Origin of the sequence: Pseudoalteromonas sp. 13-15 (assembly GCF_001468205.2) — a bacterium.
GTDB classification, from domain to species: domain Bacteria; phylum Pseudomonadota; class Gammaproteobacteria; order Enterobacterales; family Alteromonadaceae; genus Pseudoalteromonas; species Pseudoalteromonas marina.
Genome location: NZ_CP019162.1, coordinates 931,224 through 956,838, shown reverse-complemented (window position 1 = coordinate 956,838; position 25,615 = coordinate 931,224). Strand labels below are relative to the sequence as shown.

Sequence of the window (25,615 nt, the reverse complement as noted above, 5' to 3'; positions counted from 1 at the left end):
AGAGTGACGCTTATTCAGGCTTTTTTTTGCCCGCAGCTTGATAAAAGTCTGTATGTACACAAGAATTTAAGTGTTCATTAATTGGTCATGATAAAAAGTTAAATTAATTTTAGCGGTCAGGGTTGACACCGGTGTCATAGCTATGAGTTAATACAGTGACACCGGTGTCAGGTTTGTTGTGAGAGGCTCCCTGATATCGTACCTTTGAACGGGTCAATCAAAGATGCTCAGTACAGTTATTTACGTGGAGTCTGTAATTGCTACTGAGCCTTTATCCTCTAACTAATAGAGATGAGTTAATTATGTTACATCCTCGAATTCAAGAAGTTACCCAACGCGTTATTGAACGCAGTAAACAAACCCGTCAAGATTATTTAGATCGTATTTCGCATGCAAAAAAACAAACAAGAGTTCGTGCGGGATTAGGTTGTGGCAACATTGCCCACGTAATGGCAGCTTGTAGTAGCGACGATAAAGCGCGCTTAAAAGCAGATGAAGTGCCAAACTTAGCTATTATCAATTCATACAACGACATGCTATCTGCGCATGTACCTTACAAAGATTACCCAGACGTAATCAAAAGCATTGCAACCAAGTTTGACGCAACCGCTCAGGTAGCGGGTGGCGTTCCTGCAATGTGTGATGGTGTTACGCAAGGGCGTGATGGCATGGAATTATCGCTTTTTTCTCGTGATGTGATTGCAATGTCTACCGCTGTTTCACTTTCACATGATGTGTTTGATGGCGTTTTTTGTTTAGGCGTATGTGACAAAATTGTCCCAGGTTTATTAATTGGCGCATTATCATTTGGCCATTTACCTGTGTTCTTTTTACCTGCGGGTCCAATGCAGTCGGGTATCCCAAATAAAGAAAAAGCACGTATTCGCCAAAAGTTTGCACAAGGCCTAGTTAGCCGCGAAGATTTATTAGAAGCTGAAAGTGCATCTTACCACAGCGCGGGTACTTGTACGTTTTATGGTACTGCTAACTCAAACCAAATGCTTATGGAAATAATGGGCTTGCACCTTCCAGGTAGCTCATTTATCAACCCGTATACAGAGCTTCGTGATGGATTAACAGGTAATGCTGTAGAAACCATGCTTAAGCAGCTTACAGATGATAAAGAAAGCCCATGTTTAGCAGAGGTAATTAGCGAAAAAACCATTATTAATGGTTTAGTAGGCTTGTTATCTACAGGTGGTTCTACTAACCATGCCATTCATATCGTTGCAATTGCTAAGGCTGCTGGTATCCAAGTTACGTGGAAAGACATGTCTGATTTATCAGAAGTTGTTCCACTTCTTACACGCATTTACCCTAACGGCTCTGCGGATGTAAATCATTTCCAAGCAGCCGGCGGCATGGGCTTCTTAATGCGCGAACTAGCAAGCGCAGGCTACTTACACACAGACGTTAAAACAATGCTTGGCGATGGTCTTGCGCCATATATGACAGAGCCGCGTTTAGACAAAGACGAAAGCCTGATCATGAGCGATTCAAATGGTCCAAGCAAAGTTAAATGGGTAGATTGTCCTGAAAACTCTCTTGATGAAGAAGTACTTCGCCCAATAAACAACCCATTTAGCAAGCAAGGTGGCTTACAACTGCTTACTGGTAACTTAGGTAAAGCGGTTATTAAAGTGTCTGCTGTAGCTGAGGAGCATCAAGTTGTTACTGCACCTGCTAAAGTTTTCAACTCGCAAGGAGCATTACAAGATGCGTATACCCGCGGTGAGTTAAACCAAGACTTTATAGCTGTGCTTAAAGAGCAGGGTCCTAAAGCGAAAGGTATGCCAGAGCTTCATAAATTAACGCCAGTAATGGCAACCCTTCAAGACCAAGGTTTTAAAGTTGCTATTGTAACTGACGGTCGTATGTCGGGTGCATCAGGTAAAGTACCAGCTGCAATTCACCTAGCACCAGAAGCCGTTGAGGGTGGAATAATTGCAAAAATTCAAGAAGGCGACTTAGTTACTTTAGATGCCCCTAACGGAATTTTAAAAGTACATGTTAGCGACGACGAGCTTGCAAAACGTGAGCTTGAAATTAGCCAGCCAAGCTTAACATTTGGTACGGGACGTGAGTTATTTACTGGATTTAGAAATATCGTAAGCAGTGCCGATTTAGGCGCGAGTGCTTTTGGACTTGAATAATAATTAGCCGTACTGGGTAATGAGGAACAAGTAATGAGTATTGAAAAAATCTTAGCATCGGCACCCGTTGTGCCAGTGGTTGTAATCGAAAAATTAGAAGATGCTGCACCACTTGCTAGAGCGTTATACAACGGTGGCTTAAAAGCACTTGAAATTACACTGCGTACGCCAATTGCAGCAGAAGCTGTAAAGTTGATGAAAGCTGAAGTGCCAGAAGCTTTTGTTGGTACGGGAACTGTAGTTGATAAAGCAAGCTTTGAAGCCTCAGTGGCTGCAGGTGCAGATTTCATGGTTAGCCCAGGTGTTAGTACTGAGTTATTAGCACTTGCAAAAGAGTCAGACATTCCATTTTTACCTGGTGCTGCAACTGCGAGCGAAGTAATGCAGTTAGCAAGCCATGGTTTTAAGTATTTAAAATTCTTCCCTGCTGAAGCTGCAGGCGGAACGGCAATGCTTAAGTCTATAGGCGGACCATTACCACATATTACTTTTTGCCCAACAGGTGGCATTAGCCTAGCAACTGCACCTAACTATTTAGCACTTAACAATGTTATTTGTGTTGGTGGTACATGGATGCTAGACAAACAACTAATTGAAAATAAAGACTGGCAAGCCATTGAAGCGCTTGCTCGCCAAGCAAGTGAACTTAAATAGGAGTCTAAAATGATTAATGTAGCAATTAACGGTTATGGTCGTATCGGTCGCAATGTATTACGTGCGCTTTATGAGTCAGCACAAAACAGTGAAATTAAAATTGTAGCAATTAACGATTTAGCACCGGCTAATGTAAATGCACATTTAACACAGTTTGACTCAGTTCATGGTCAATTTTCTAAAAAAGTAACACTTGCAGATAACACCATGTTAATTGGTGATGACGTAATTACACTTACTCAAGAGCGTGACCCTGCAAACCTACCGTGGAAAGAGCTAAACGTAGATATCGTTTTAGAATGTACGGGCTTTTTCACTAAGCGTGAAGACGCGGCTAAGCACATTACAGCTGGCGCTAAAAAAGTTATTGTATCTGCTCCTGGTAAAGATTTAGATGCAACAGTAGTTCACGGCGTTAACAGCGATGTAATTAATGCTGATAGCAACATTATATCTAACGCATCTTGTACGACTAACTGTTTAGCACCTATCGCAAAAGCAATTAACGACACAGTAGGTATTGAGCAAGGTAGCATGACTACAATTCATGCTTACACAAACGATCAAAACTTATCTGACGTTTACCACCCAGATCTATACCGTGCGCGTAGTGCAACACAATCTATGATCCCAACTAAAACAGGTGCTGCTGCAGCTGTTGGTTTAGTACTTCCAGAGCTTGCGGGTAAATTAGACGGTATGTCGGTACGTGTACCTACTATTAATGTTTCTTTAGTTGATTTTACGTTTATTACTAAGCGCGAAACAACTGCTGAAGAAATTAACGAAGTAATGAAAGCCGCAGCAACAGGTTCAATGAAAGATATCTTAGAATACAACGAGCTTCCGCTTGTTTCTATTGATTTTAATCACAACCCTGCGTCATCAATTTTTGATGCAACGCAAACAAAAGCTGAAGGCAAACTAGTTAAAGTAATGGCTTGGTACGATAACGAGTGGGGCTTCTCAAACCGCATGTTAGACCAAGTTAAAGCATTAGGTCAGTACTTATAATTGACCCTGTAAAAGTTTAGCTTTATCCAACCAAGCCTGCATTATGCAGGCTTTTTTGTTTTTGATTAATTTATACCAAGTCGTTTAATAAAGCGTTTAGCGCTTTAAAACTAGGGCTCGATGCAATAGCGGTATTTATAGCACGCGCGGCTATATCGGACATTTTATCAAAGAGGTCGTTTTGTTTATCTGCTGAACTAACAGTACTTAGTAAATCCTCAATTAAATACCCAAAAGCACGCACTTCTATTAACTGTATTCGCTGCTGCTGATATCCGCTGAGCATAGCTAAGTTTGTAGCCGCACCAAAATCACCAAATAAAACGTCATATTGTTCGTTTATCATGGTGTTGTGTGCGTAAATATCGCCATGGCTCACGTAATTGTCATGTAGGTGAGTTAGCGTATTTACCATCTGTTTTGCTATTTTATAAACAGCTTCAATAGGGTAGTTACAACCGACATTAAACGTGTCGCGTGTGCATGTTTGTAAACTTGGTGGTAACCCTAAATTTGTATAATTGGTATCTATTAATTCCATTACCAAGCCAAGTTGTTCACTTTGCTCTATGTAACTCAGTACATTAATTAAGTGAGTGTGATTACCTGCTTGAAGGCAGCAATTTACTTCATCAAGAGGGTAACCATCGCTGGTGATCGCGCCTTTAAAAAGTTTCACTGCAACATTATTACGTTCTGCTTTTGCAAGATGAATAACACCCGATGCGCCTTGGCCTATTACTTTTTTAAGCTGAAATTTTTCAAGTGGGGTATTTTTCAACGTACTTTTAGTTAAACACTGCGCTTTATTAAAGTCGTTACCTGCAAAAGCAAGCCAAGCAAGTTTTGGTAATTCTAGTAGCCAGTCATCGAGTTTTATTAGGCTGTTTGCAGAGAGCCTTACAAGCTCTAAGCTAGTGCAATTAGCCATACTTACCGGTAAATTTTTAAGGTTATTACCCGCAAGTGCAAGCTTTTTAAGCTGGGTGTAATTACCAAAGTCGTCAGGTAATTCGTGTAAGTTGTTATCGGTGAGGATAAGCCACTCAATATTTTTTGGCAGGCTGTTTGGTGCAAACTCCGATATTTGGTTTCCTTTAAACGCAACCATAATTAAAGCAGGGCATTTAGCCAATACTGAGGGTATATGTTTAAATTGATTAAACGACAAAAACACACGCTTAAGGCGATGCAAACACGCAAACTCGTCTGGTAAATCACTTAAATTATTATTAGAAAGATCAAGTGCTTCAAGTGTATCGGCAAGCTTAAAAATGTCTGTTGGAAACTCAGATAATTGCTCAACCAGCTGTAAGTGCTTTGCACCGGCTAACTTACCAGCCTTTAGCTCTGAAAGGGTATTCATTAATTTATAAAGCCCTGTAAATAAAAAAGCCAACATGGCTGTTGGCTTTAATTAACATGTAGATGAAGTTTAGAATTGCGCGTTATGATAAACGTTTTGTACGTCGTCACAATCTTCTAGCATAGCTAAAAAGCGCTCCATTACTTCAACATCTTCACCTTCAATTGGCGCTTCTACTTGTGGTACAAACGCAATTAAGTCTTCGTCAAATTCAGAAATGCCCATTTCTTCTAATGCAGTACGTGTGTTGTTGTATTCAGTATGAGGTGCGAATACGGTTACTTTACCGCTGTCTACTTCTACATCGGTTACATCAACGTCAGCCATCATAAGCGCTTCAAGAACAGCTTCATCATCGTCGCCATCAAAAACAAAAATAGCTAAATGGTCAAATAAATGTGATACCGAGTTTTGTGCGCCAATTTTAGCATTTGCTTTTGTAAAACAAACGCGTACGTCTGCAAATGTACGTTTGTTGTTATCGGTTAAACAATCAACAATAATCATACAGTTACCAGGGCCGTAACCTTCGTAACGTGTTGCTGCGTAGTCTTCACCGCCGCCGCCTTTTGCTTTTTCAATTGCGCGTTCAATTACGTGTGCTGGTACTTGGTCTTTTTTTGCACGTTCAATTAAACGGCGTAATGATAGATTACCATCTGTATCTACACCGCCATTTTTAGCACAAATATAAATTTCTTTACCGTACTTAGAGTAAACTTTAGTTTTAGCACCCGCAGTTTTAGCCATTGAATCTTTTTTGTTTTGGTAAGCTCTTCCCATCTGCGTTTCGCCTTAATTTTATAAATAACTGAAAAATAATAGACCGTATTCTAAAGGTAAATGGCATTAAGGGCTAGTACGGAATGGGGAACATTAATAGTAAAAAAGTTAAAATAGCCATTTGCATAAAATAAAACAGCCCGCTGTTGCGGGCTGTTTAGTATTTGTTTACATACGTATTAGTGTAATTACCAAATACGAACGCGTTCTTCTTCTGGCAAATACAAGGCATCACCAGGTTTAACGTCAAATGCTTTGTACCAAGCATCGTGGTTACGTGGTGCTTGTGCTCTAAAGCGACCTGGTGCATGCGTACCACCGCGTAGTTGGTTTAACATACTTTGCTCAGTACGTTTTTCTTTCCATACTTGTGCCCAAGCTAAAAAGAAACGTTGATCGCCTGTTACACCGTCAATTACAGGCGCTTCTTTACCATTTAGGCTTAGTTTGTATGCGTGGTAAGCCATGGCTAAACCACCCACATCACCAATATTTTCGCCTAAGCTATTACGCCCGTTTACAAAGTTACCTTCAATAGGTTCGTATTTACTGTACTGTGCGGCAAGTTGGTCTGCTTTTGCATCAAATGCAGCACGGTCTTCGTCTGTCCACCAGTTACGTTGAATACCGTTAGCATCAGATTTTGAACCCTGATCATCAAATCCATGACCCATTTCGTGGCCAATTACAGCACCAATGCCGCCGTAGTTAACCGCTGGATCGGCATTTGGATCAAAAAACGGAGGTTGTAATATAGCGGCTGGAAATACAATTTCGTTAAACGAGCTATTGTAGTATGCATTTACACGTTGTGGTGTCATGCCCCAACGGTTACGGTCAGTTTTTTGTAGTTCTTTTTCTACGCTTTCAGCGCGGAAAAATTCACGCATGTTTTTAACGTTACCTACTAAATCGTTTTGGCTAATAGTTAAACCATCGTAAGACTGCCATACATCTGGGTAACCAATTTTTGGAACAAATGCTGCTAACTTAGCACGTGCGTTTACCTTCGTTTCAGCGCCCATCCAATCAAGATTATCAATTCGCTCACCTAATGCTGAACGGAGGTTTTCAACCAGTTCAGACATTTGTTGTTTAGATGATTCAGGAAAGTATTGGTCAACGTAAATTTTACCAATAGCAAAGCCTAGCGAGCTTGTGCCCGACATTTCGTTAATTGCACGTTTCCAGCGAGGGCGTGGTTCTTGCTGGCCGTTTAGTTCTTTGCCATAAAATGCAAAACGTGTATTAAAAATATCTTCAGAAAGTAAACCTGCATTACCGCTAATTGCATGGTAGGTTAAGTAGTCTTTCCAAACCGCTAAATCTTCATTATTGATAAGCTCAATCATGGCTTTAACCGGTTCAGGCTGAGATACATTAAGTTGAGGAACTTTGTATCCCGTTTGCTCAAAATATACATCCCAGTTAAAACCAGGGTATGTAGCTGCTAAATCTTCACGTTTAATTTGATTTAACGACAGGTCGCGATTACGTCGTTTTTCGCGCGGCCAATGGCCTTGTGCTATTTTAGTTTCAAGCTCTAGTATGGCTTTTGCGCGTTCTGTTGTGTTATCAACATTGGCAAATTTTAGCATGTCGGCAATATGAGCCACGTAAGCTTCACGGGTTTTAACAAAACGCTCAGCATCTTCTAAATAGTAAGAACGGTCTGGTAAACCTAAACCACCAGCGCCTAACGACATTTCGTATTTATTTGGGTCTAAACGGTTAAACCACATACCACCACCAATAGGAGTACGAAGGCCCGATAACCACGATTGCCCAAATACATAAGCTAAGTCGTCGGTAGATTCCATATTACTAATTTGATTTAACAGCGGTTGAATAGGTTTAACACCAAGTTCATTAAGTGTGTCGGTATCCATGTACGAATTATAAAAATCAGCAACCAATTGCTCTTCAGCGTTAAGTTCTTTACGTGCTGCAATGTCTTCAATAATTTTTTTAACACGGTCTTCACTACGTTCTGCTAAAGCCGAAAACGCACCATAACGCGTTTTGTCTGCTGGCATATTGTAGTTGTCGTACCACGTGCCACTGGCGTACATGAAAAAGTCATCACCAGGTTTAACGGCTTCGTTACGCGCTGATAAATCAACACCAAAGCTACCTAATTCAGCTTTATTGCTAACAACTGTATTTTCTGTGCTTGCAGTTTGAACTTCACTGCTTGTAGTTTGTGGCTCTGAACAGCCCGTTATAAAAGTGGCAGCTAAAGCCGCTGCAATTAAACTCTTTTTCATCGTTTATCCCCCTGGATAATGAATTTGTTAATTTTTGTTATAAAAATATCATTTTGATTGTTATGTATAAAAGACAGGCACACAATTATTTTGAGGTGAATCACAGCCTGACCCGATAAAACCAATAAACAACGCAAGCAACAAGCTACCAACATAAATTAATAAACAGGTTAATCTTGTTGTTGTAATGCCCACATATGTGCGTATTCACCACCCAAGGTCAGCAATTCGTTATGTTGCCCTTGTTCAACAATTTGGCCCGACTTAAGCACAATAATAGTGTGGGCATCAGTAATGGTTGATAACCTATGCGCAATTACAATACTGGTGTGCTCGCTGGCTACTTCATGCATTGCCTTTAATATTGCTTGCTCGGCCTGAGAGTCGAGTGCCGACGTTGCCTCGTCAAATATTAAAATTGGGGATTGTTTTAAAATAGCGCGTGCTATTGCAATACGCTGCTTTTCGCCGCCAGATACTTTTAAACCTCGTTCACCCACTCGGGTTTTATCGCCATCAGCTAACGTATTAATGAAATCTTTTAAATGCGCCATTTCAATGGCTTTATCAATATCACTATCGCTTGCAGAAGGGCGACCATAGGCAATGTTTTCACGAATTGTTGTGTTAAATAAAACGGTATCTTGAGGAACAATAGCAATAGCTTTGCGAAGGCTATCAAGCGTGACCGAGCTAATAGCTTGGTTATCAATAGTAATGCTGCCCGATGTTACATCATAAAAACGATAGAGCAGGCGCGCTAGTGAACTTTTGCCAGCACCACTTGCGCCCACAATAGCTACCTTGCTACCAGCTTTCACTTTAAAGCTAATATTATTTAAAATAGGGCGGCTAGCGTTGTAGCTAAAACTCACATTATCAAAGGCAATTTCCCCATTTGGGACATTAAGGGTATTTGCATTTGGAGCGTTAGTGACTTGTGGTTTTTTATTGAGTAAGCCCAGCATGTTTTCTAAATCGGTAAGAGCACGGCGGATTTCACGGTAAACAAATCCTAAAAAGTTAAGCGGTAAAAATAATTGGATCATATACGCGTTTATCATTACTAATTCACCAATGCTTAGTGACCCTGTTACTACCTCGCTTGAACCTAACCACATTAACGCGGTGATGGCACTGGCAATAATTAATGCTTGCCCTGAATTAAGCGCAAGCAAAGACATCCTATTTTTTAAACGCGCGGTTTCCCAATTAGCTAAAAATGAGTCATATGTTTTGGCTTCAAACTGCTCATTATTAAAATATTTTACAGTTTCATAATTAAGTAAGCTGTCTATTGCGCGTGTGTTACTGAGGTTATCAGCTGCGTTTGATTCACGAATAAAACGATTACGCCACTGTGTCACCGTGACTGTAAAAAATATATATACGCCAACAGCAAGAAGTGTAATTAACGCAAACCAAATAGAAAATAGAGACCCAAAAATAATAGCAACGGTGAGAATTTCAAAAAGGGTAGGCACAATGTTAAACATTAAAAAGCGCATTAAAAAGCTGAGTCCACTGGTACCACGTTCTATGTCACGGCTTATACCACCAGTTTGCCTGTCTAAGTGAAATGCAAGTTCAAGCGAGTGCAAATGCTTAAACACTTTTAGGCCAATATTGCGCATAGCATGTTCGGTTACCCGCGAAAAAACAGCGTCTCTTACTTCACCTAAAAACACACTAGCGAAACGCAAACCGCCGTACATAAGTAATAATAGAGCGGGAATGACCAACACTGGGTTTATTGATTTATCAACCGAGTCGATGATTTCTTTTAACGCCCAAGGCATTAAAAGCGTGGCGCCTTTAGCACCAATAAGCGCTAAAAGCGCAATAAATACGCGCCCTTTAAACTTTGTAATGTAAGGCCACAACGTTTTAACGCTTTGTTTTAAATTCATGGCGTCTGCACGTTTTTCAACGTTTTGTCTGGAGCGCATTATTTTTCTCGATTAAATACTTAATTGTTAAGCATTGTATTTTAAATAGTTGCCCTAATATACTAGGCATCTCTTATTTTAGTTTGATTTAAGTATGTTTAAATTTCGTGTTTTTATAACTGCTTTTTTGCTGCTAGCTGCACTGTTTAGTTTGCAGAGTAATGCTGTGCAGGTATCACAAAATTTAAATCCAGCTGTCAGTTCACACATTTTATTTACAGATTCTATTGATATAACTAAAACAAAGCCTACTAAAAAGTCTTTAGACGCACCTGCGCATAAAAAAACACAACATACCGATTTTGACTCACATCAGCCAAGGCTTACAGCAAGTAATGCGTCACTTTTTTTGCACACAGTTCAAAGTGAGCCAGAATACGATGTTGTTTTTGAGTTTTTTGCGCAGCACCCTGTTAGGCAAATATTTTTACGCCCTCAAGCAGTAAACGTTATTCAGCCTTGGTATACACTTGTGTACCACAGTAAAAAATCCCGTTTAAGTGGCTGGAAAGATGCCAACTTACTCTATAGAGCTGTCACTACCTATCACGCTTAATTTTTCTTATTTAATTTTTATTAGGTTTTAACGTTTTACGTTTAAGCCTTGAGATTAATTGTACTTTTAAAAAGTATGTTGCCAGTAATTTACTGGTGATAAGGAAAAAACATGTTAAGTGTAAAAAAAGATCACAAGCCACTTATGGCTAAATCTAAATTAAGCTATATGGCCATGCTTATTGTGCTGATTTTATTAGCTATTAGCGCATTACCAAACTTATACCCTAATAAATCGTGGTTGCATGTAAGTAACGCGTCACATAGCGAAACCCAAGTCGTGCTAAGCACTAAAGCATTAGTTACTTTTTTAAATAACCAAGGCTTAGACGTTGAACAGGGCCTTGATAAGCAATCAACTATAAATATTTTGTTAAACGAGCCAACTAAAAGCGCCCAAGCGCAGGCGGTTATAAAGGCGCAGTACCCAAACACGCAAGTTAAAATTGTAGAGCATGCAACAAGCCCACCATGGTTACAAAATTTTGGTTTATCGCCAATAAAATTGGGACTAGATTTAAACGGCGGCGTGCTATTTGTACTCGACGTAGATTTAGATAAAGCAATTGATGAGCAATTAGTGAGTGCGTATCAGCAAGCTAAATCAATTATTGTTAAGCAAAAAGCGCACGGCCTTAAAGCGCAGCAAACTGAGCATGGTTTTGAAATTAACTCGCTGCATAATGCAGTGCAAAAACTTACACCCGTAATTGATGAGCTAAAAAGTCGCTTTGCTAATTTAGCGGTTACAACAACCAATAATGGCAATGTTAAAAACGCCAAGTTTAGCTACTCAGAGCAAGGGCGAAGCAACTTTGATAAAGAAGTAATGAGTCAAACGCTCACAACGCTTCGCTCACGCATAGAAGAATTAGGCATTACTGAAGCCGTCACTCAGCGCCAAGGTAAAAACCGTATACGCATAGAGCTGCCAGGCGTGCAAGACCCAACAGAGGCAAAGCGCATTATAGGTGCAACTGCATCACTTGGGTTTTATCAGTTAAAAGAAATCGGTGGGCAAACATTTGATATGCAATCAGGCGGGACAGTTAATCTTGACCCAGTGCCAATTTTTACCGGTGAGCATATTAATAACGCCACCATAGGGCGCGATGACTGGGGTAAACCACTTGTGCAACTAAGCCTAGATGGACAAGGCGGCGATGCCATGTCAGCGTTTTCAAAAGCAAATATTGGTAAACCTATGGCCACGGTTTACTCAGAGTACTCTCAAAACGCTAAAGGTGAAACGGTTAAAAAAAGCGAAGTCATAAATGTGGCGAATATTGAGCAGCATTTAAGTTCACGTTTTAGTATTACCAATATGAAAAGCCAACAAGCAGCGGCCGACCTAGCGCTATTATTACGCGCAGGCTCGCTAACTGCACCGGTTACGATTGTGCACGAGCAAACAATAGGGCCGAGCCTAGGTCAAGAAAATATAACTAACGGCTTGGCCGCATTAATGCTTGGTATGGGTATTACACTTGCCTTTATGGCAATGTGGTATCGCCGCTTAGGGCTTATTGCAAACGTAGCGCTGTTATTAAATTTAACGTCGCTTGTGGGGCTAATGTCTTTATTACCGGGGGTTGTATTAACACTTCCGGGTATTGCCGGGCTGGTACTCACCATTGGTATGGCGGTAGATACCAACGTTATTATATTTGAGCGAATAAAAGAAGAGCGTAGAAAAGGCCGCTCTGCTTATCAAGCTATTCAAGAAGGTTACAAGCAAGCCGCTAACACCATATTTGATGCCAATATAACCACCATGATCACCGCGCTTATATTGTATGGAATAGGTTACGGCCCAGTTAAAGGCTTTGCCATAACATTGGCACTTGGATTGATTACTTCAGTATTTACTGGCGTGTACGTATCAAAAGTACTAAGCCAAACGTTATATTTAAAACTGGCTAAAAAAGCAGGAGTAAATGCACATGCTTAACACTTTTTTAAAAGGCGAGGCGGGTACGCGTCTGCGTTTTTCGGGCATGCTTTTGAGCGCCATACTTGTACTGCTATCGGTATTTACGCTTAGTCAAAAAGGGCTTAATTTTGGGCTCGACTTTACCGGTGGTTACCTAACAGAATTTACCACCAGCCAAGGTGTTGAACTAAAACAACTTGAGCAATTTATTACTAAAAATCACAATGGCGAGTTTGAACTAACCGCACAAGGTAATAATCACTTTCAGCTACGCGAAGCGCCCAGCGATTCAACAGCAAACAGCAATGATTGGCAAAGCGCCATTACACAAAATGCAGACATTAACGCCGAGGTTTTATCATCAGCGTATATTGGCTCGCAAGTGGGTGATGAACTGTTTGAGCAAGGTTGTTTAGCGCTATTTTCAGCTATGGTTGCAGTAATGCTTTATTTAGCGGTGCGGTTTGAATGGCGTTTAGCCGTAGGCTCTGTGGTTGCGCTAGTGCATGATTTACTACTCGTACTGGGGCTATTTTCGCTATTAAGTATTGAGTTTAATTTAACCGTACTTGCCAGTTTGCTGGCCATTATAGGTTATTCACTTAACGACTCTATAATAGTAGGCGATAGAGTACGCGAGCTTTTACGTGTTAAATCTAATAATGCGCTTAGCCCGGCAAGTATTATTAACAACGCCATAAAAAGTACCTTAACACGTACGCTTATTACATCGGGCACCACGCTTGCTACAGTTGCAAGTGTTTGGCTCCTCGCGGGCGCGCCATTACAAGGCTTTGCCATCGCGCTATTTACCGGCATTGTAGTAGGTACGTTCTCATCTATTTGTATTGCCGCCACGTTACCCGAGCTTTTAGGGTTAAGTGCTAAAAATTACGAAGAAAAACAAGATGCAGAAACGCAAGCGTTGCTCGATATGCCCTAGCAATAAATGCTTTTAAAAATCTGCATTAAAACACTGGCGCTTAAAATAATGGTTTTAAGCGCCTTATAACGGTAAAATTAATCACATAGTTTACCGTATTGGTTATTAGCGCCTTTCATGAATAAATCCCACGTAATAGAACACCTTAAATTTGCACTTGAAGCACAATTAAACAGCGCAAAACAAGCAGCAAAAGCCGCGCACGACGCCGCAACTCACGAAGAAAGCGTTGCAGAAACGCAGTACGATACCCTAGGACTCGAAGCCGCTTATTTAGCACAAGGCCAAGCCGAGCGCGTAAACGAGTGCTACAAAAGTATTAAACAATTTGAAACTATTTTTAAAGAGCCCACTCACAATAAAGTGATTACAAGCTCACTCGTTTGTCTAGAAGATGAAAACGCCCTACAAAAATGGTTTTATTTAGGCCCAGCCGCAGGCGGCTTAACGGTTGAAGTAAAAAACATTACTATTCAAGTTGTTACACCCGAAGCCCCGCTGGGAAAACAACTTTTAGGCAAGCAGCTTGATGATGAAGTAAGCCTAACTATTGCAGGTAAAAACCATGAATATGATGTGGTAGAGATTTTATAAAGCATTAGTTTTATATATAGGTTGGAGAAGCGAAGTGCCATCCGACAAAGGTAATTTTGTCTCATAACATTATTAAAAGTCGTTTAGGTGTATTTTACCAACAGAGACTTTATAACATACGTAATCAATTGTTTACATTAGAGTTGTTTGGTGGAATTATTGGGAGGTGTAATATACGCCGTTTTGGGGTCTTATAATCCTCCAAAGTGGAGTTTAATAAGCAGCTAACTGTTTCTATATCTGTGAGGTTGAAATTATATGATTGAGTCTAGGTATTGGAAAAGTGATTTAGTTAAATATGCTAATAGTTTCAAGCCTGTAGCTAAACCTGCATATTATTCTGAAAAGAAACAAGTTAATTTTGAAAAAGACGTTATTTTGTCTTTGTTTATGGTTAGAAAACTAGGTGAATCTTTAAAGCTGTCATCTAAAACACTTAAGAGTGGATTTACAGTTTTTTCATCTCTATCAATTAAGCAAGTCCATAATATGAATTTTTACGATATCGATGGGCTATATGACTTACAAACTGAAACTAAATACAGCAAAAACGTGCAATTTATATCGAATCAATTGATTCATGGCCGAGCAATTTATGCCTATCGTGATAGTAGTAGAAATTGGGCTGGTATATATACGTGTTCAGACTTTGAAAGAGATAAGAGGATCTATAGAATTCCCGTATCAACAATTATTGAGATACTAGAAACCGCCGCAAATGATTACCCAACAAAAATAGATTATATATACTGTAGTAAAAAACAGGATTATATAGTTACTACAAATTGAATGTAAACAGCTAGCAACACGCTTTGGGGTGGACGACTAGTAAAATTCAGCTATTAATTGCAAGTTTTAATAGTGGTGAGCCTCTGAGTTTTAAGGCCGCTAAATACGTCGATTCATCGTAGATTGTATTCGTTTTCCAACACTTAAATACATCCCTTATTCATTTAAATGCCAGTGATCTAATAATAAGTTAGGATGACACCCGGCCTAATTACCAACACGATAAACTATTATCTTTGTTCATAAATCTATTGTCGGATGGCATGGCTTCGCCATTTATCCGACCTACGTCAATGTTGTATATATCCTAAATTTGCGCTTTATTTGTCTAATGCGTAACAAATAATACAATGGATATGAAATGCAATATCGTCGTAATTATGTAAAAGGTGGGACGTACTTTTTTACAGTTAATTTGCTCGATAGGAATAAATCGTTGTTGGTTGAGCATATCGATTTATTAAGAGAGTCTATCCGTTTTGTTAAATCTCAAAGGCCATTTTATATAGATGCATGGGTTGTGCTGCCCGATCACCTTCATGCAGTTTTGACTTTACCAGATGATGATGTGGATTATTCGAGTCGTTGGCGAGAAATTAAAAAGCGATTTTCAAAATCACTCCCAAAGACAGAGTTTTTAACTCAAACACGAAAACGTAAAAATGAACGTGGAATTTGGCAGCGCCGTTTTTGGGAACATACTATTAGGGATGATAATGATTATTGGCATCATGTTAACTATGTTCATTTTAATCCGTTAAAACATGGCCTAGTTAGTCAAGTAGCTGATTGGCCTTATTCAAGTTTTCATAGAGCCGTGAAACAAGGTATTTATACAAATAATTGGTGCGGATAAAAAATATAAATATTTCGTAGGTCGGATAAGCGAAGCGCCATCCGACAAAGCTATAGCTTCATAATACACTTTAGTTTTGTACAAAAGTTTTTGTTAAATGAAATAATTTCGGCCTTTATTACGCGTCTGATGGGATGGTTTCCCCCTTTATCCGGCCTACGGGTTAGCTTTTTTCACAAACTTCGCTGTTACCATCATTTCGCCAATGCCATCTACTTTGCAATCTAGCTCGTGATCTTTTTTATCAAGCACACGCCTTACGACTGCTTTTGTGCCAATTTTAATAACTTGTGAGCTGCCTTTAATTTTTAAATCTTTCGCTACGGTTACTTTATCACCATCATTAAGTTGGGTGCCGTTGGCATCTTTAACTGAAATTGCGTCTTCATCGTTTGTACTATTTGGGTTCCATTCGTAGGCGCATTCAGGGCATATAAGCAGTTGCTGGTCTTCGTAAACATATTCAGATTGGCACTGTGGGCAGGCTGGGTGTGACATTTATAACGCTCGTAAAATAGTAATTTTGCGTATTTTAATCTGCATTAATAGGAAAATATAGTTAATCAATATTTTTTATCTTCACGCTAAAAATATCTCGTTTGTGTGGTTTTTAAAAAGGGCATATAAAGCAGATGTCGCTTAAGCAATTTAAGCGCTAACACTTACAGTAGGTATTTGTTAAAGCACCCATCGTATTAAGTGATACGCGCAATGCCCACTTAGTACGATGGGTGTTTCTATTTATAGTGCTGAGTATTTTATTAGGCATGCTTTTTATATTTCTGACTTAACTAGGAAAAGTCGTGTTTAAAACCTTAATAGTGGTTGATAACAACGAGCAAACACTTGCTCAATCTTTCGAAAATGTGATTACGTTTAATAGTTACTTGCGTGATTACCCAAAACATAATGAACCTAAAACCCGCATTATTAATTTATGCGACTCAAGCCAATACTTGAGTAAGGGTTACTATTGCTCATTGCTTGCAGAGGCGCGTAAGCACCAAGTATTACCCAGTGTTAAAACAATAAATGCGCTTCGTAGCGGCCAAGCACCTATGTTAAATGTTGGGCAAATTGATGGCGAAATTTACTTTGGTAATGCCTTAAACGAGCTACAAAGCAAAGCGGCTAAATCGGTATTTAAGCAATACCCAGCGCCTATTTTATTTGTAGATGAGCAAGGTTTGTTACAGCAAGGTTCGCTTAGCTCTTTAAACGAGGAGCAATATAGCAATTTTGTAGCAAAATTAAATACATTTACCCAAACACAGTGGCGCATTGGAAATGTGCAGCGCCGTTTTAGATGGGATATGGCAATACTGGTTGATCATAACGAAAAAGTACCACCGAGCGATAAAGACGCCATTGCCCGTTTTATAAAAGCAGCGGCTAAACATGGTATTAATGCGCAAGCATTAAGCTTTGAAGAAATAGACAACATAGCCCAGTTTGATGCGTTATTTATTCGCCAAACGACAGCGATTGATCACCCAACGTATCGCCTTGCAAGCAAAGCGCAAAACCTAGGTTTAGTGGTAATTGACGATGCTGAATCTATTTTACGTTGTTGTAATAAAGTGTATTTACACGATGCGTTTAATTACCAAAAAGTGCCCAGTTTAAAAACGGTTGTAGTGGCTGATCAATCAGCGCAAACGCTTGAGCAGCTAGAAGAAGCGTTTACGTATCCGCTTGTTTTAAAAATGCCTGAAGGGTCGTTCTCAAAAGGGGTGTTTAAAGTTGCAAACCGCAGTGAGCTTGAAACTAAACTAACCGAGCTGTTTGAATATAGCGCATTGGTACTGGCACAAGAATACATGTACACAGAATACGATTGGCGAGTAGGTGTATTAAATGGCCGCGCTATTTATGCGTGCCGCTACTTAATGGCGCGCAACCATTGGCAAATTTATAATCATGATGCTAAACGGTTTTTCTCTGGTGGCTTTGAAACGCTACCTACCTTTGAGTTACCAAAAGCCGTGTTAGATGCCGCTTTAAAAGCATGTAAAACTGTGGGAAAAGGCTTATATGGCGTAGATGTTAAAGAACATCTAAGCAAAGCATATGTGCTTGAAGTAAATGACAATCCAAGTATTGATCACAAAGTAGAGGACGGATATTTGGGCGACGAGCTATACATGATCATTATGGATGAATTTAAACAACGCCTAGAAGCGCGAGGCCGTGGCTAATACATGAGCAACCTTGTTATTCGAAAAGCACTTAGCAGTGATTTAAACGGGCTAATTGATGTTGAAAACGCGTGCTTTAATAACGATAAATTGAGCCCGCGTAGTTTAAAGCGTTGGTTAAGTGCTAAGCACGGTATTTTACTAATTGCAGAAAATGGCGAGCAAGTATGCGGCTATGGGCTTGTGTGGTGCCATAAAGGCACGCGTTTGGCGCGTTTATATTCGCTTGCTGTAAAACCCACAATGCAAGGTAAGGGCATTGCAAAAGCACTGCTTACAAGCCTTGAAAAAGAAACGTGTGAGCGCGGGCGACTTTACTTACGATTAGAAGTAGCGGTAAATAACGAAAGTGCGATAGGGCTATACAAAAGCTTAGGTTATAGAGTGTTTGGCCAATATAGCGATTATTATGACGATCACAGTGATGCACTGCGAATGCAAAAAAATATTCGCCAAACGCGTGAGCTTAAATTAGCGCGTTTAACGCCGTGGTATCAGCAAACAACAGAGTTTACCTGTGGGCCAGCGGCGTTACTAATGGCAATGGGGGCACTTGAGCCAACAACTGAGCTTAGCCAATCACATGAGCTGGCACTTTGGCGCGAAGGTACCACTATTTTTATGACCTCAGGCCATGGTGGTTGTCATCCGTTTGGTTTAGCTCTTGCCGCTAATAAGCGCGGCTTTAAAAGCGAGGTAATGGTTAATACCACAGCGCCTTTGTTTTTAGATGGCGTACGCAATGAGAACAAAAAAGTGGTACTTACAACAGTACACCAACAATTTGTGGATGGTATGGCGCAAGCAAATATACCGCTTGTGCATAAAGATGTTGAGCTTGAACATATTGAACAGTGGTTAAGCCAAGGCTTTAGTGTGCTGTTATTAATTAGCACATACAGTTTTGATGGTAAAAAATCACCTCATTGGGTTTGCGTTACTCACCTTGATGAGCACTGCGTGTATGTTCATGACCCATTTTGCGAGCCAGGAAGCGACAAACAACTCGCAATAGATTGCCAGTACGTGCCTATAGCGCGCAGTGATTTTAGTAAAATGTCAGCATTTGGTAGCCAACGTTTAAGAACCGCAGTAGCCATTGCTAATAATTAATAGGTTTTAAGTAAAGAGTGACTTTTTTAGATTTAATTGATGTAGCCCCTTATTCGTGGGCGGCCATTGGCACCGCCGCTTTTTGCGGTGCCATAATTGGGTTAGAGCGCCAGTTACGCGGTAAACCTGTGGGTATTCGTACCTCAGCTTTAATTACGCTGGGCACGTATTTGTTTTTATCGACCGCGTTTAACTTACAAGGGGATGTAATTGATCATTCGCGTGTAGTGGGGCAAATAATTACAGGCATTGGCTTTTTAGGCGCAGGCGTTATGCTTGCAAAAGACGGAGCCGTAGTAGGGGTTACCTCAGCTGCAACCATTTGGGTGCTTGCTTCAATTGGTGTAATGATAGCTACAGACAATTTAGGCGCTGCTATTAAACTTTCAGTGCTGGTGGTCGGTATTTTATATGGTGTAGATGTACTGGAGGCAAAATTTAAAAGCTTAAGTAAAGGCGTACACACTAAAGTAAAAAACTATCAAAAGCGTTACTACCGAAAAGACTTTAACGACACAAAACGCCACTAATTTAGTGGCGTTTTGTTTTATTATGACTTAAATGTACATTGTGTTTTTAAAATTATAACTGGCCTATTATTCAGCGGATAACTTTTCGATTAAACTCTAATCATATGCGTGCTGTTAATTTACATATATCTAATCTAATATTAATAAATATATTTATGAACAAATAGTTAGTAATTTAAAAGGATTTTATGAACCGTCATTCATTCGATAAAACACAAGAGGTAAGAATAAAAGTTCTTCAAGGAATGAGTTTAATAATAGCGCTAGTTGCGCTTGTTGTAGCTTATGTAAATATAATTATTTCGAAGGTTTACATATTAGGAGCGATAGAAGTTTTACTCGCTGTGTTTTGTTTTTACACGTATTACAAAACGTGTATATCTGCCTCAAAGGTTTGGCATAGATGGGCGGTAGCCTATGCTTATTTCTTCGTTGTATTTTTAGCTGTTTATATTTTAAAAACAGATGAGGGTATAACGCATTGGATTTGTACATTTCCCATTTTGGCGTATTTGTTATTTGGTAAAAAACACGGGTTTATAAGTAGCTTTTGTTTACTGTTTGCGTCGGTAATTCCTTTATATTCTTTCCTCAGTTTAGGTGGTGCTAATAGTTTGCACTTAATTGTTAACTTAGGCCTTTCGTATATGACTATATGGACCGTTTCGCATATTTATGAAGCGATGAGATATTCTAACCAAGAAACAATTTTAAATTTGGCACTAAGAGATCCATTAACAAAAGCGTTTAATAGACGTGCATTACAAAGCCGCTTTAGTAAACAAACAATTATTGATGAGGCTTTATGCATAGCACTAATTGATATTGATTTTTTTAAAAAGGTGAACGATAAATATGGGCACGACGCAGGTGATGCTGTTTTAACGCAACTAACTGAGTTATTTGTAGAAAAATTTAAAGAAGATAATGTATTTAGAATGGGCGGTGAGGAATTTGTTGTTGTTATAAATGCTGATCAGCAAGTTGCTTATGACTTAGCAAAGTGTTTAATTAAAACGGTTGAAAGTCATAAGTTTACTTATGAGAAAAACTGTTTAAAAATTACAATAAGTATTGGTTTGGAGGAACTGGTTACAGATTCGTTTGTTGATTTATCTAAAATACTTAAAGCAGCTGACGGTTATTTATACATAGCAAAAAATAACGGAAGAAATTGTGCTGTTTGTAGTATGAATAATTCAATATTAGGTAATTAAAAAGCGTATTTTTTAGCCAAATAGCTTTCTTCTTACTACTTTTCTGTACTCGCTTGGCGTTTGGCTTAGCACTTTTTTAAACACGCGAGTTAAGTGGCCTTGATCGTTATAGCCAACCTCAAGTGCCACTTCTTGTATTGTTAAATTAGACGACGCCAATAACTCTTTAGCACTTTCAACCCGTAATTGCTGCCAATATTCTATAGGGCTTTGATTAGTTGCAAGCTTAAAGCGTCGTGTAAATGTACGGTAGCTCAAACTAAATTGGGCGGCTACTTCTTGTAAGTTTAACTCGCTGGCTAAATTAGTTTTAAGCCAAAACTGAATTTGCGCTATGAGTTCATCTGGGTGGCGGTCAACCGCGCCTTCAAGGTAGCGCTGATCTTCGTAGGGTTTACGTACTTCGTGTGAAAAGTTACGTTCTACGTGCTGCGCAGCGGCTTTGCCGTAGTATTGGCTAATAATATGTACGATCACATCGGCAAGAGCATTTAAGCTTGCTACCGTATACATGCGCTCAGACTGGGTTATAAAAAAGTCGGGCTTTAAGCGCACTAACGGGTAGTCATGGCTAAATTGTTTTGCGTAATGCCAATGAGTTGTTGCAGGGTGCCCATCAAGTAAACCCGCTTCTGCAACTAGGCAATTACCCGTGCCTACACCAATTATATGGCTGCCAGTTTCAAAGCTTTCTTGGAGCCATTCAACCACTTCTTTATTAGTACGTACTACAGGGCGAGGATTTCGCCATATGCCGGGGACTATAATTAAATCGTTATACGGTGCGTTAGCAGTAGTGCAATCCGGGACTATAGCAAGGCCAGTACGGTTTTTTATTGGCTCATTACTTTTAGCAATTAAATTTATACTAAGCGGTCTAAAGTTAGTTTGGTCTAAGTGGCCTTTTGCGTAGGCTTCGCCGGCTCTTAGCATTTCAATAGGCAGTGTTAAACTGGTAATAAGTAAATGCGGATACACTGTGATTGCAATATTTAACGCAGGCTTTACTGATTTTTTATGCATATGAATGCTCCGACCAGTACTTTTTGGCCTTTAATGCTGAATATTTGGCTATTAAAGCATAAAGCGGTGTGGTTAATCCAATTAAACTGTTGGCTTCTCCTATAACACGTTTTAAAGGTTAATTATGACAGCATTATCCGTAATAGTAGGCATGGGTGGTATTAACGCCGCTGGCCGTACTTCTTTTCATCAAGGTTACCGCCGTATCGTGTTAGACGCATTAAACGCACAAGATCGTAGTGAAACATTTTTAGGCCTCGCCACATTAATGAACTTGGTATGCGTTGTTGATGGTCAATTACAAGACACAAACGGTAATAATGTTGAGCAAAGCGACATAGAAGCACGCTTTGGTGAGCAAATTATTGCTGGGACGCTTATTCGTAAAATTGAAAAAGAGCACTTTGATGCAGATGCCACGCCTTGGCAGCAAAAGATGACGTTAAAGTCCTCTAATGAAAACGCAATTGTGTTTGAAACGCGCGCACGCGATTTACCAACCCCAGTGCCTGCCAGTTGGAAAGTTCAAGAGCTTGAAGGCAAAAAAGTAAAAGTGACTATAGCGGCAGAGCTAGATGTAAAATTAGATTCTACCCGTGATAACCCAATTAAATCGGCAGGTCAGTTTCCTACCGGGTTTGACCCATCAATAATGTATAACAGCCGTTATCAGCCACGCGGTTTGCAAGCCACCATATTTGCTGCAAACGACGCGATTAAATCAACAGGCCTTGACTGGCAACGCATAATGAATAGCGTAGAGCCAGATAAAATTGGTACCTATTCAGCCTCGGTTATTGGCCAAATGGACGACAAAGGGTTAGGTGGTTTAGTTAAAGCCCGTCAGCAGGGCGATCGTGTTAGTACAAAGCAATTAGCACTTGGCCTAAACACGATGTCGACTGATTTTATAAATGCCTACGTTACAGGTAATGTAGGTACTACGTTTTCTACCTCGGGCGCATGTGCCACATTTTTATATAACTTACGTGCTGCAGTAAACGATATTCAAGCAGGGCGCACCCGTGTTGCGGTGGTAGCAAGTGTTGAATGCGCTATTACGCCTGAAGTAGTAGAAGGCTTTGGTAATATGAGCGCCCTTGCAAATGTTGAAGGCCTGCGCCGTTTAGATAACTTAAGCAGTGAACAAGAGCCAAATTATCGTAAAAGCAGCCGCCCATTCGGTGAAAACTGTGGTTTTACATTAGGTGAAGGCGCACAAGTGGCCATTTTAATGGACGATGCGTTAGCACTTGAACTAGGTGCAGATATTATGGGCTCAGTACCTGATGTATTTGTAAATGCCGATGGTATTAAAAAATCAATCACCTCGCCGGGTCCGGGTAATTACATTACAATGGCAAAATCAGCAGCGCTGGCAACAAGCTTATTAGGTAAAGAGGCGCTTCAAAAGCGCAGCTTTATTTTAGCGCATGGTTCTAGCACGCCGCAAAATAGAGTAACAGAATCTCTTATTTACCATAAAGTGGCACAAACCTTTGCCATTGATAGCTGGAAAGTAACGGCGCCAAAAGCTTATGTAGGGCATACAATTGCCCCCGCAAGTGGCGATCAACTTGCTATTGCGCTGGGTGTATTTAGCCATAATATTATGCCGGGTATTACTACCATAGATAAAGTTGCCGACGATGTTTATGCAGATCACTTAGATATACGTAACAGCCATTATGACTGTGGCGACATGGACATCGCCTTTATAAACTCAAAAGGTTTTGGCGGTAATAACGCCACAGCTACAGTACTTAGCGCTAAAGTGACACTACAAATGCTTGCTAAGCGCCATGGTGAAAAAGCGATGAGTGATTACGCTGATAAAAACAGAACCGTTATTGCTGCGCAAAATACCTATAAAGCGCAAGCTGACCTTGGCAAGTACGAATTAGTATATCGTTTTGGTGATGGCGCCATTGACGATAACGACATTGTAATTGGCGAAGACGGAATAGAGCTTCCTGGTTTTGATAAAGCAATTTCGTTTAATACAACCCACTCCTATCAAGATATGTTTTAAGCACACATACTTGAAACCCAAGGCGCTTAATAAAGCGCCTTTTTTATATTTATTAGCCTATAGTTAAATTTTGGTTAGTTATAAATATAAGCTTGCATCTTTTTATAATGTTTGTTTCTATAATAGCTACTTTGCGTTCTAGGATGGATAATCAAATGAAAAAACTCTCTATAGCTCTTTCTATATTACCTGCGTTAACTTGTGTGCCAGTAATGGCAGATTTTGTGCCAGCTGAAGTTGTTAAGGACAACTACAATAAACAAACAAATACATCTTCTCGTGTGTCACGCTTTGAAGGCTTAAATTTAAGTAGTTATGTTGTGAATGAAAGTGGTCAAGTTAGTGATATTGAAATTGTTGCATCTATCGGGCAAGACAAATACAAAAGAGAAGTTGTTGAGTATGTGTCAAAACTAAATTACAAGAGTGCTCAGGTCGATGGTAAAGCTGTGCCTAGTGCAAAGCTTATTACAGTGACTTCTCAAAACCTGCACTTGGGGTACACTAACGACAAAGCAACGCATGGCTTTTTTAATGATTATGAAACGGCAAGTAATCTAATTAATGAAAAAAAATTAGACGAAGCGCAAATTAAAATAATAGAGCTAGAACGCGACCATGCTAAAAATACTGTTGAAATAGTATTACTTTCATGGCTAAAAAGTCAGCATAGCTACTTTACCCAAGATTGGATTGGCTTTGATAAACATATTAATAATGCATTTTTATTTAGAGATAATCTACCAGATCAGATTAAAGTGCGAGTGGTAAAAAATGCTTTGCAATGGTTTATATCTAAACAGGACTACGTGCGCGCTTATGATGCAATTGATGCCCTAGGAAATATTAAAGCCTTTGTTTTTACAGATGAAAACAAGCAGCAGTTGCTAGCTCAAGTTAATGATATTTATAAAAATTCAGGCGATATAAACCAACAAATAGCTATTGAGACAGATCAAGCTGTTATGCCTTTACTGTCTAAAAGTGAGGTAGTGCTTGAATCAACAATGCCACTAAGCAAGGTTCAACTGCGCTGTGAAAATAAAGTGGTAAATTACAACACAAGCGCTATTGATAAAATTGTTATTTCAAAAGATGATTTGCGTTGCGGGTTATTAATCAAAAGTGCGCAAGCACAAACAGTCACTTTAAAACAAAGTGGTTATGCTTTTTTGTAAATAGTCTTAATAAAAACCCCAATACAATGGGGTTTTTATGCTTAAGCTATATTACTTTAATTTTTTTACATACCTGAGCGTTATAAAGTTAATAATAGCTAGCAAAATGGCTACTTCATATCGGTTATTTGCCACAGCAATACCAATTAATCCCATATTCCATATACTCGCTGCTGTTGCAGTACCTGATGTTGACTGGTTATTTTTCAAAATTGCGCCACCACCAATAAAACCAATGCCTGTTATTATTCCTTGTAGCATTTTAGATTGTGCTTCAGATGAGTCTAGTACCGACATGGCTATAAGTGCGTAGCCACACGATGCAACTGCAACTAACGGAAATGTTCTTAGTCCAGCGCCGTCTTTACTTCGCTCTCTATCGTAGGCCATTGGCAAGGCTAGGGCGTAGGCAATACCTAAATGAATTAAGTTATCTAAGATTTCATTCCACTGTAAATCAAATTCCAT

At 39.6% G+C, this 25,615-nt stretch carries 22 protein-coding genes; 15 read left to right on the top strand and 7 right to left on the bottom strand.

Features of this window, described 5'->3' with window-relative positions; all coding sequences use genetic code 11:
• Positions 1–302: 302 nt before the first annotated feature.
• The 3 genes from edd to gap are packed head-to-tail and all read left to right on the top strand — an operon-like array spanning position 303 to position 3,821.
• Entirely contained in the window at positions 303–2,153 is a 1,851-nt protein-coding gene (gene edd / locus ATS72_RS04475) for a phosphogluconate dehydratase (RefSeq protein WP_058428976.1), read from the top strand.
• Between the two features lie 33 nt (positions 2,154–2,186).
• Entirely contained in the window at positions 2,187–2,807 is a 621-nt protein-coding gene (gene eda / locus ATS72_RS04470; protein ID WP_008131571.1) for a bifunctional 4-hydroxy-2-oxoglutarate aldolase/2-dehydro-3-deoxy-phosphogluconate aldolase, read from the top strand.
• A gap of 9 nt (positions 2,808–2,816) precedes the next feature.
• A complete protein-coding gene (gene gap, locus ATS72_RS04465) occupies positions 2,817–3,821 on the top strand; it encodes a type I glyceraldehyde-3-phosphate dehydrogenase (protein ID WP_008131573.1) in 1,005 nt (334 codons plus the stop codon).
• Positions 3,822–3,891: 70 nt separating this feature from the next.
• On the opposite strand, the gene ATS72_RS04460 is transcribed toward gap, so the two are convergent.
• From ATS72_RS04460 to ATS72_RS04445, 4 genes are all read right to left on the bottom strand, one after another.
• Entirely contained in the window at positions 3,892–5,223 is a 1,332-nt protein-coding gene (locus ATS72_RS04460) for a leucine-rich repeat domain-containing protein (RefSeq protein WP_082650894.1), read from the bottom strand.
• Positions 5,224–5,256: 33 nt separating this feature from the next.
• A complete protein-coding gene (locus ATS72_RS04455; protein ID WP_006794578.1) occupies positions 5,257–5,970 on the bottom strand; it encodes a YebC/PmpR family DNA-binding transcriptional regulator in 714 nt (237 codons plus the stop codon).
• Between the two features lie 188 nt (positions 5,971–6,158).
• Positions 6,159–8,237: a M13 family metallopeptidase gene (locus tag ATS72_RS04450; protein ID WP_058428975.1), complete on the bottom strand. Its 2,079-nt coding sequence runs from the start codon at positions 8,235–8,237 to the stop codon at positions 6,159–6,161.
• 170 nt (positions 8,238–8,407) lie between these two features.
• Positions 8,408–10,186 (bottom strand): ABCB family ABC transporter ATP-binding protein/permease, encoded by a 1,779-nt coding sequence (locus ATS72_RS04445; protein ID WP_058428974.1) that lies wholly within the window; start codon positions 10,184–10,186, stop codon positions 8,408–8,410.
• A 94-nt stretch (positions 10,187–10,280) separates the two neighbouring features.
• Between ATS72_RS04445 and ATS72_RS04440 the strand changes: the two genes are divergently transcribed.
• The 6 genes from ATS72_RS04440 (at position 10,281) to ATS72_RS04405 (ending at position 15,856) form a co-directional block, all read left to right on the top strand.
• Positions 10,281–10,742 carry a hypothetical protein gene (locus ATS72_RS04440; protein ID WP_058428973.1) on the top strand — a complete coding sequence of 154 codons (462 nt, stop codon included), beginning with the start codon at positions 10,281–10,283 and terminating at the stop codon, positions 10,740–10,742.
• Positions 10,743–10,853: 111 nt separating this feature from the next.
• Positions 10,854–12,692, top strand: coding sequence for a protein translocase subunit SecD (gene secD / locus ATS72_RS04435; protein WP_058428972.1), 1,839 nt, complete (start codon positions 10,854–10,856; stop codon positions 12,690–12,692).
• Positions 12,685–13,617 carry a protein translocase subunit SecF gene (gene secF / locus ATS72_RS04430; protein ID WP_058429176.1) on the top strand — a complete coding sequence of 311 codons (933 nt, stop codon included), beginning with the start codon at positions 12,685–12,687 and terminating at the stop codon, positions 13,615–13,617. Before secD ends, secF begins: the two co-directional genes overlap by 8 nt.
• A gap of 117 nt (positions 13,618–13,734) precedes the next feature.
• A complete protein-coding gene (locus ATS72_RS04425; protein WP_058428971.1) occupies positions 13,735–14,211 on the top strand; it encodes a GreA/GreB family elongation factor in 477 nt (158 codons plus the stop codon).
• Positions 14,212–14,469: 258 nt separating this feature from the next.
• The gene (locus tag ATS72_RS04415) at positions 14,470–15,000 is read left to right on the top strand and encodes a hypothetical protein (RefSeq protein ID WP_058428970.1); all 531 of its coding nucleotides are present in this window, start codon (positions 14,470–14,472) and stop codon (positions 14,998–15,000) included.
• Between the two features lie 361 nt (positions 15,001–15,361).
• Entirely contained in the window at positions 15,362–15,856 is a 495-nt protein-coding gene (locus ATS72_RS04405) for an REP-associated tyrosine transposase (protein ID WP_058428969.1), read from the top strand.
• A 156-nt stretch (positions 15,857–16,012) separates the two neighbouring features.
• Here ATS72_RS04405 and ATS72_RS04400 read toward each other — a convergent pair whose 3' ends face one another.
• Positions 16,013–16,354 carry a zinc ribbon domain-containing protein YjdM gene (locus tag ATS72_RS04400; protein ID WP_058428968.1) on the bottom strand — a complete coding sequence of 114 codons (342 nt, stop codon included), beginning with the start codon at positions 16,352–16,354 and terminating at the stop codon, positions 16,013–16,015.
• Between the two features lie 305 nt (positions 16,355–16,659).
• Here ATS72_RS04400 and ATS72_RS04395 point away from each other — a divergent pair, with 305 nt between their 5' ends.
• From ATS72_RS04395 to ATS72_RS04380, 4 genes are all read left to right on the top strand, one after another.
• Positions 16,660–18,054, top strand: a complete 1,395-nt coding sequence (locus ATS72_RS04395; RefSeq protein WP_058428967.1) for a RimK family protein — start codon at positions 16,660–16,662, stop codon at positions 18,052–18,054.
• A gap of 3 nt (positions 18,055–18,057) precedes the next feature.
• Positions 18,058–19,167: a GNAT family N-acetyltransferase/peptidase C39 family protein gene (locus tag ATS72_RS04390; RefSeq protein WP_058428966.1), complete on the top strand. Its 1,110-nt coding sequence runs from the start codon at positions 18,058–18,060 to the stop codon at positions 19,165–19,167.
• A 17-nt stretch (positions 19,168–19,184) separates the two neighbouring features.
• The gene (locus ATS72_RS04385) at positions 19,185–19,697 is read left to right on the top strand and encodes an MgtC/SapB family protein (protein WP_058428965.1); all 513 of its coding nucleotides are present in this window, start codon (positions 19,185–19,187) and stop codon (positions 19,695–19,697) included.
• Positions 19,698–19,885: 188 nt separating this feature from the next.
• A complete protein-coding gene (locus tag ATS72_RS04380; protein ID WP_058428964.1) occupies positions 19,886–20,914 on the top strand; it encodes a GGDEF domain-containing protein in 1,029 nt (342 codons plus the stop codon).
• Between the two features lie 12 nt (positions 20,915–20,926).
• Here ATS72_RS04380 and ATS72_RS04375 read toward each other — a convergent pair whose 3' ends face one another.
• Complete coding sequence (locus tag ATS72_RS04375; RefSeq protein WP_058428963.1) at positions 20,927–21,937, bottom strand: GlxA family transcriptional regulator; 1,011 nt, start codon at positions 21,935–21,937, stop codon at positions 20,927–20,929.
• Between the two features lie 124 nt (positions 21,938–22,061).
• On the opposite strand from ATS72_RS04375, the gene ATS72_RS04370 reads away from it, so the two are divergent.
• The gene (locus tag ATS72_RS04370; RefSeq protein WP_058428962.1) at positions 22,062–23,969 is read left to right on the top strand and encodes a beta-ketoacyl synthase; all 1,908 of its coding nucleotides are present in this window, start codon (positions 22,062–22,064) and stop codon (positions 23,967–23,969) included.
• A gap of 155 nt (positions 23,970–24,124) precedes the next feature.
• Positions 24,125–25,147, top strand: coding sequence for an energy transducer TonB (locus tag ATS72_RS04365; RefSeq protein WP_058428961.1), 1,023 nt, complete (start codon positions 24,125–24,127; stop codon positions 25,145–25,147).
• 51 nt (positions 25,148–25,198) lie between these two features.
• Here ATS72_RS04365 and ATS72_RS04360 read toward each other — a convergent pair whose 3' ends face one another.
• On the bottom strand, positions 25,199–25,615 hold the full coding sequence (locus ATS72_RS04360; RefSeq protein WP_006794759.1) for an MgtC/SapB family protein: 417 nt from the start codon (positions 25,613–25,615) through the stop codon (positions 25,199–25,201).

Excerpts from the sequence above, each read along its gene's own strand:
- ATS72_RS04380 (WP_058428964.1), top strand. The coding sequence starts at position 19,886 with ATGAACCGTCATTCATTCGATAAAACACAAGAGGTAAGAATAAAAGTT.
- ATS72_RS04450 (WP_058428975.1), bottom strand. The coding sequence starts at position 8,237 with ATGAAAAAGAGTTTAATTGCAGCGGCTTTAGCTGCCACTTTTATAACG.
- secD (WP_058428972.1), top strand. The coding sequence starts at position 10,854 with ATGTTAAGTGTAAAAAAAGATCACAAGCCACTTATGGCTAAATCTAAA.
- ATS72_RS04360 (WP_006794759.1), bottom strand. The coding sequence starts at position 25,615 with ATGGAATTTGATTTACAGTGGAATGAAATCTTAGATAACTTAATTCAT.
- ATS72_RS04390 (WP_058428966.1), top strand. The coding sequence starts at position 18,058 with ATGAGCAACCTTGTTATTCGAAAAGCACTTAGCAGTGATTTAAACGGG.
- ATS72_RS04405 (WP_058428969.1), top strand. The coding sequence starts at position 15,362 with ATGCAATATCGTCGTAATTATGTAAAAGGTGGGACGTACTTTTTTACA.
- secF (WP_058429176.1), top strand. The coding sequence starts at position 12,685 with ATGCTTAACACTTTTTTAAAAGGCGAGGCGGGTACGCGTCTGCGTTTT.
- ATS72_RS04370 (WP_058428962.1), top strand. The coding sequence starts at position 22,062 with ATGACAGCATTATCCGTAATAGTAGGCATGGGTGGTATTAACGCCGCT.
- ATS72_RS04445 (WP_058428974.1), bottom strand. The coding sequence starts at position 10,186 with ATGCGCTCCAGACAAAACGTTGAAAAACGTGCAGACGCCATGAATTTA.
- ATS72_RS04460 (WP_082650894.1), bottom strand. The coding sequence starts at position 5,223 with ATGTTGGCTTTTTTATTTACAGGGCTTTATAAATTAATGAATACCCTT.
- ATS72_RS04415 (WP_058428970.1), top strand. The coding sequence starts at position 14,470 with ATGATTGAGTCTAGGTATTGGAAAAGTGATTTAGTTAAATATGCTAAT.
- edd (WP_058428976.1), top strand. The coding sequence starts at position 303 with ATGTTACATCCTCGAATTCAAGAAGTTACCCAACGCGTTATTGAACGC.
- ATS72_RS04425 (WP_058428971.1), top strand. The coding sequence starts at position 13,735 with ATGAATAAATCCCACGTAATAGAACACCTTAAATTTGCACTTGAAGCA.
- ATS72_RS04400 (WP_058428968.1), bottom strand. The coding sequence starts at position 16,354 with ATGTCACACCCAGCCTGCCCACAGTGCCAATCTGAATATGTTTACGAA.
- ATS72_RS04455 (WP_006794578.1), bottom strand. The coding sequence starts at position 5,970 with ATGGGAAGAGCTTACCAAAACAAAAAAGATTCAATGGCTAAAACTGCG.
- ATS72_RS04365 (WP_058428961.1), top strand. The coding sequence starts at position 24,125 with ATGAAAAAACTCTCTATAGCTCTTTCTATATTACCTGCGTTAACTTGT.
- gap (WP_008131573.1), top strand. The coding sequence starts at position 2,817 with ATGATTAATGTAGCAATTAACGGTTATGGTCGTATCGGTCGCAATGTA.
- ATS72_RS04440 (WP_058428973.1), top strand. The coding sequence starts at position 10,281 with ATGTTTAAATTTCGTGTTTTTATAACTGCTTTTTTGCTGCTAGCTGCA.
- eda (WP_008131571.1), top strand. The coding sequence starts at position 2,187 with ATGAGTATTGAAAAAATCTTAGCATCGGCACCCGTTGTGCCAGTGGTT.
- ATS72_RS04375 (WP_058428963.1), bottom strand. The coding sequence starts at position 21,937 with ATGCATAAAAAATCAGTAAAGCCTGCGTTAAATATTGCAATCACAGTG.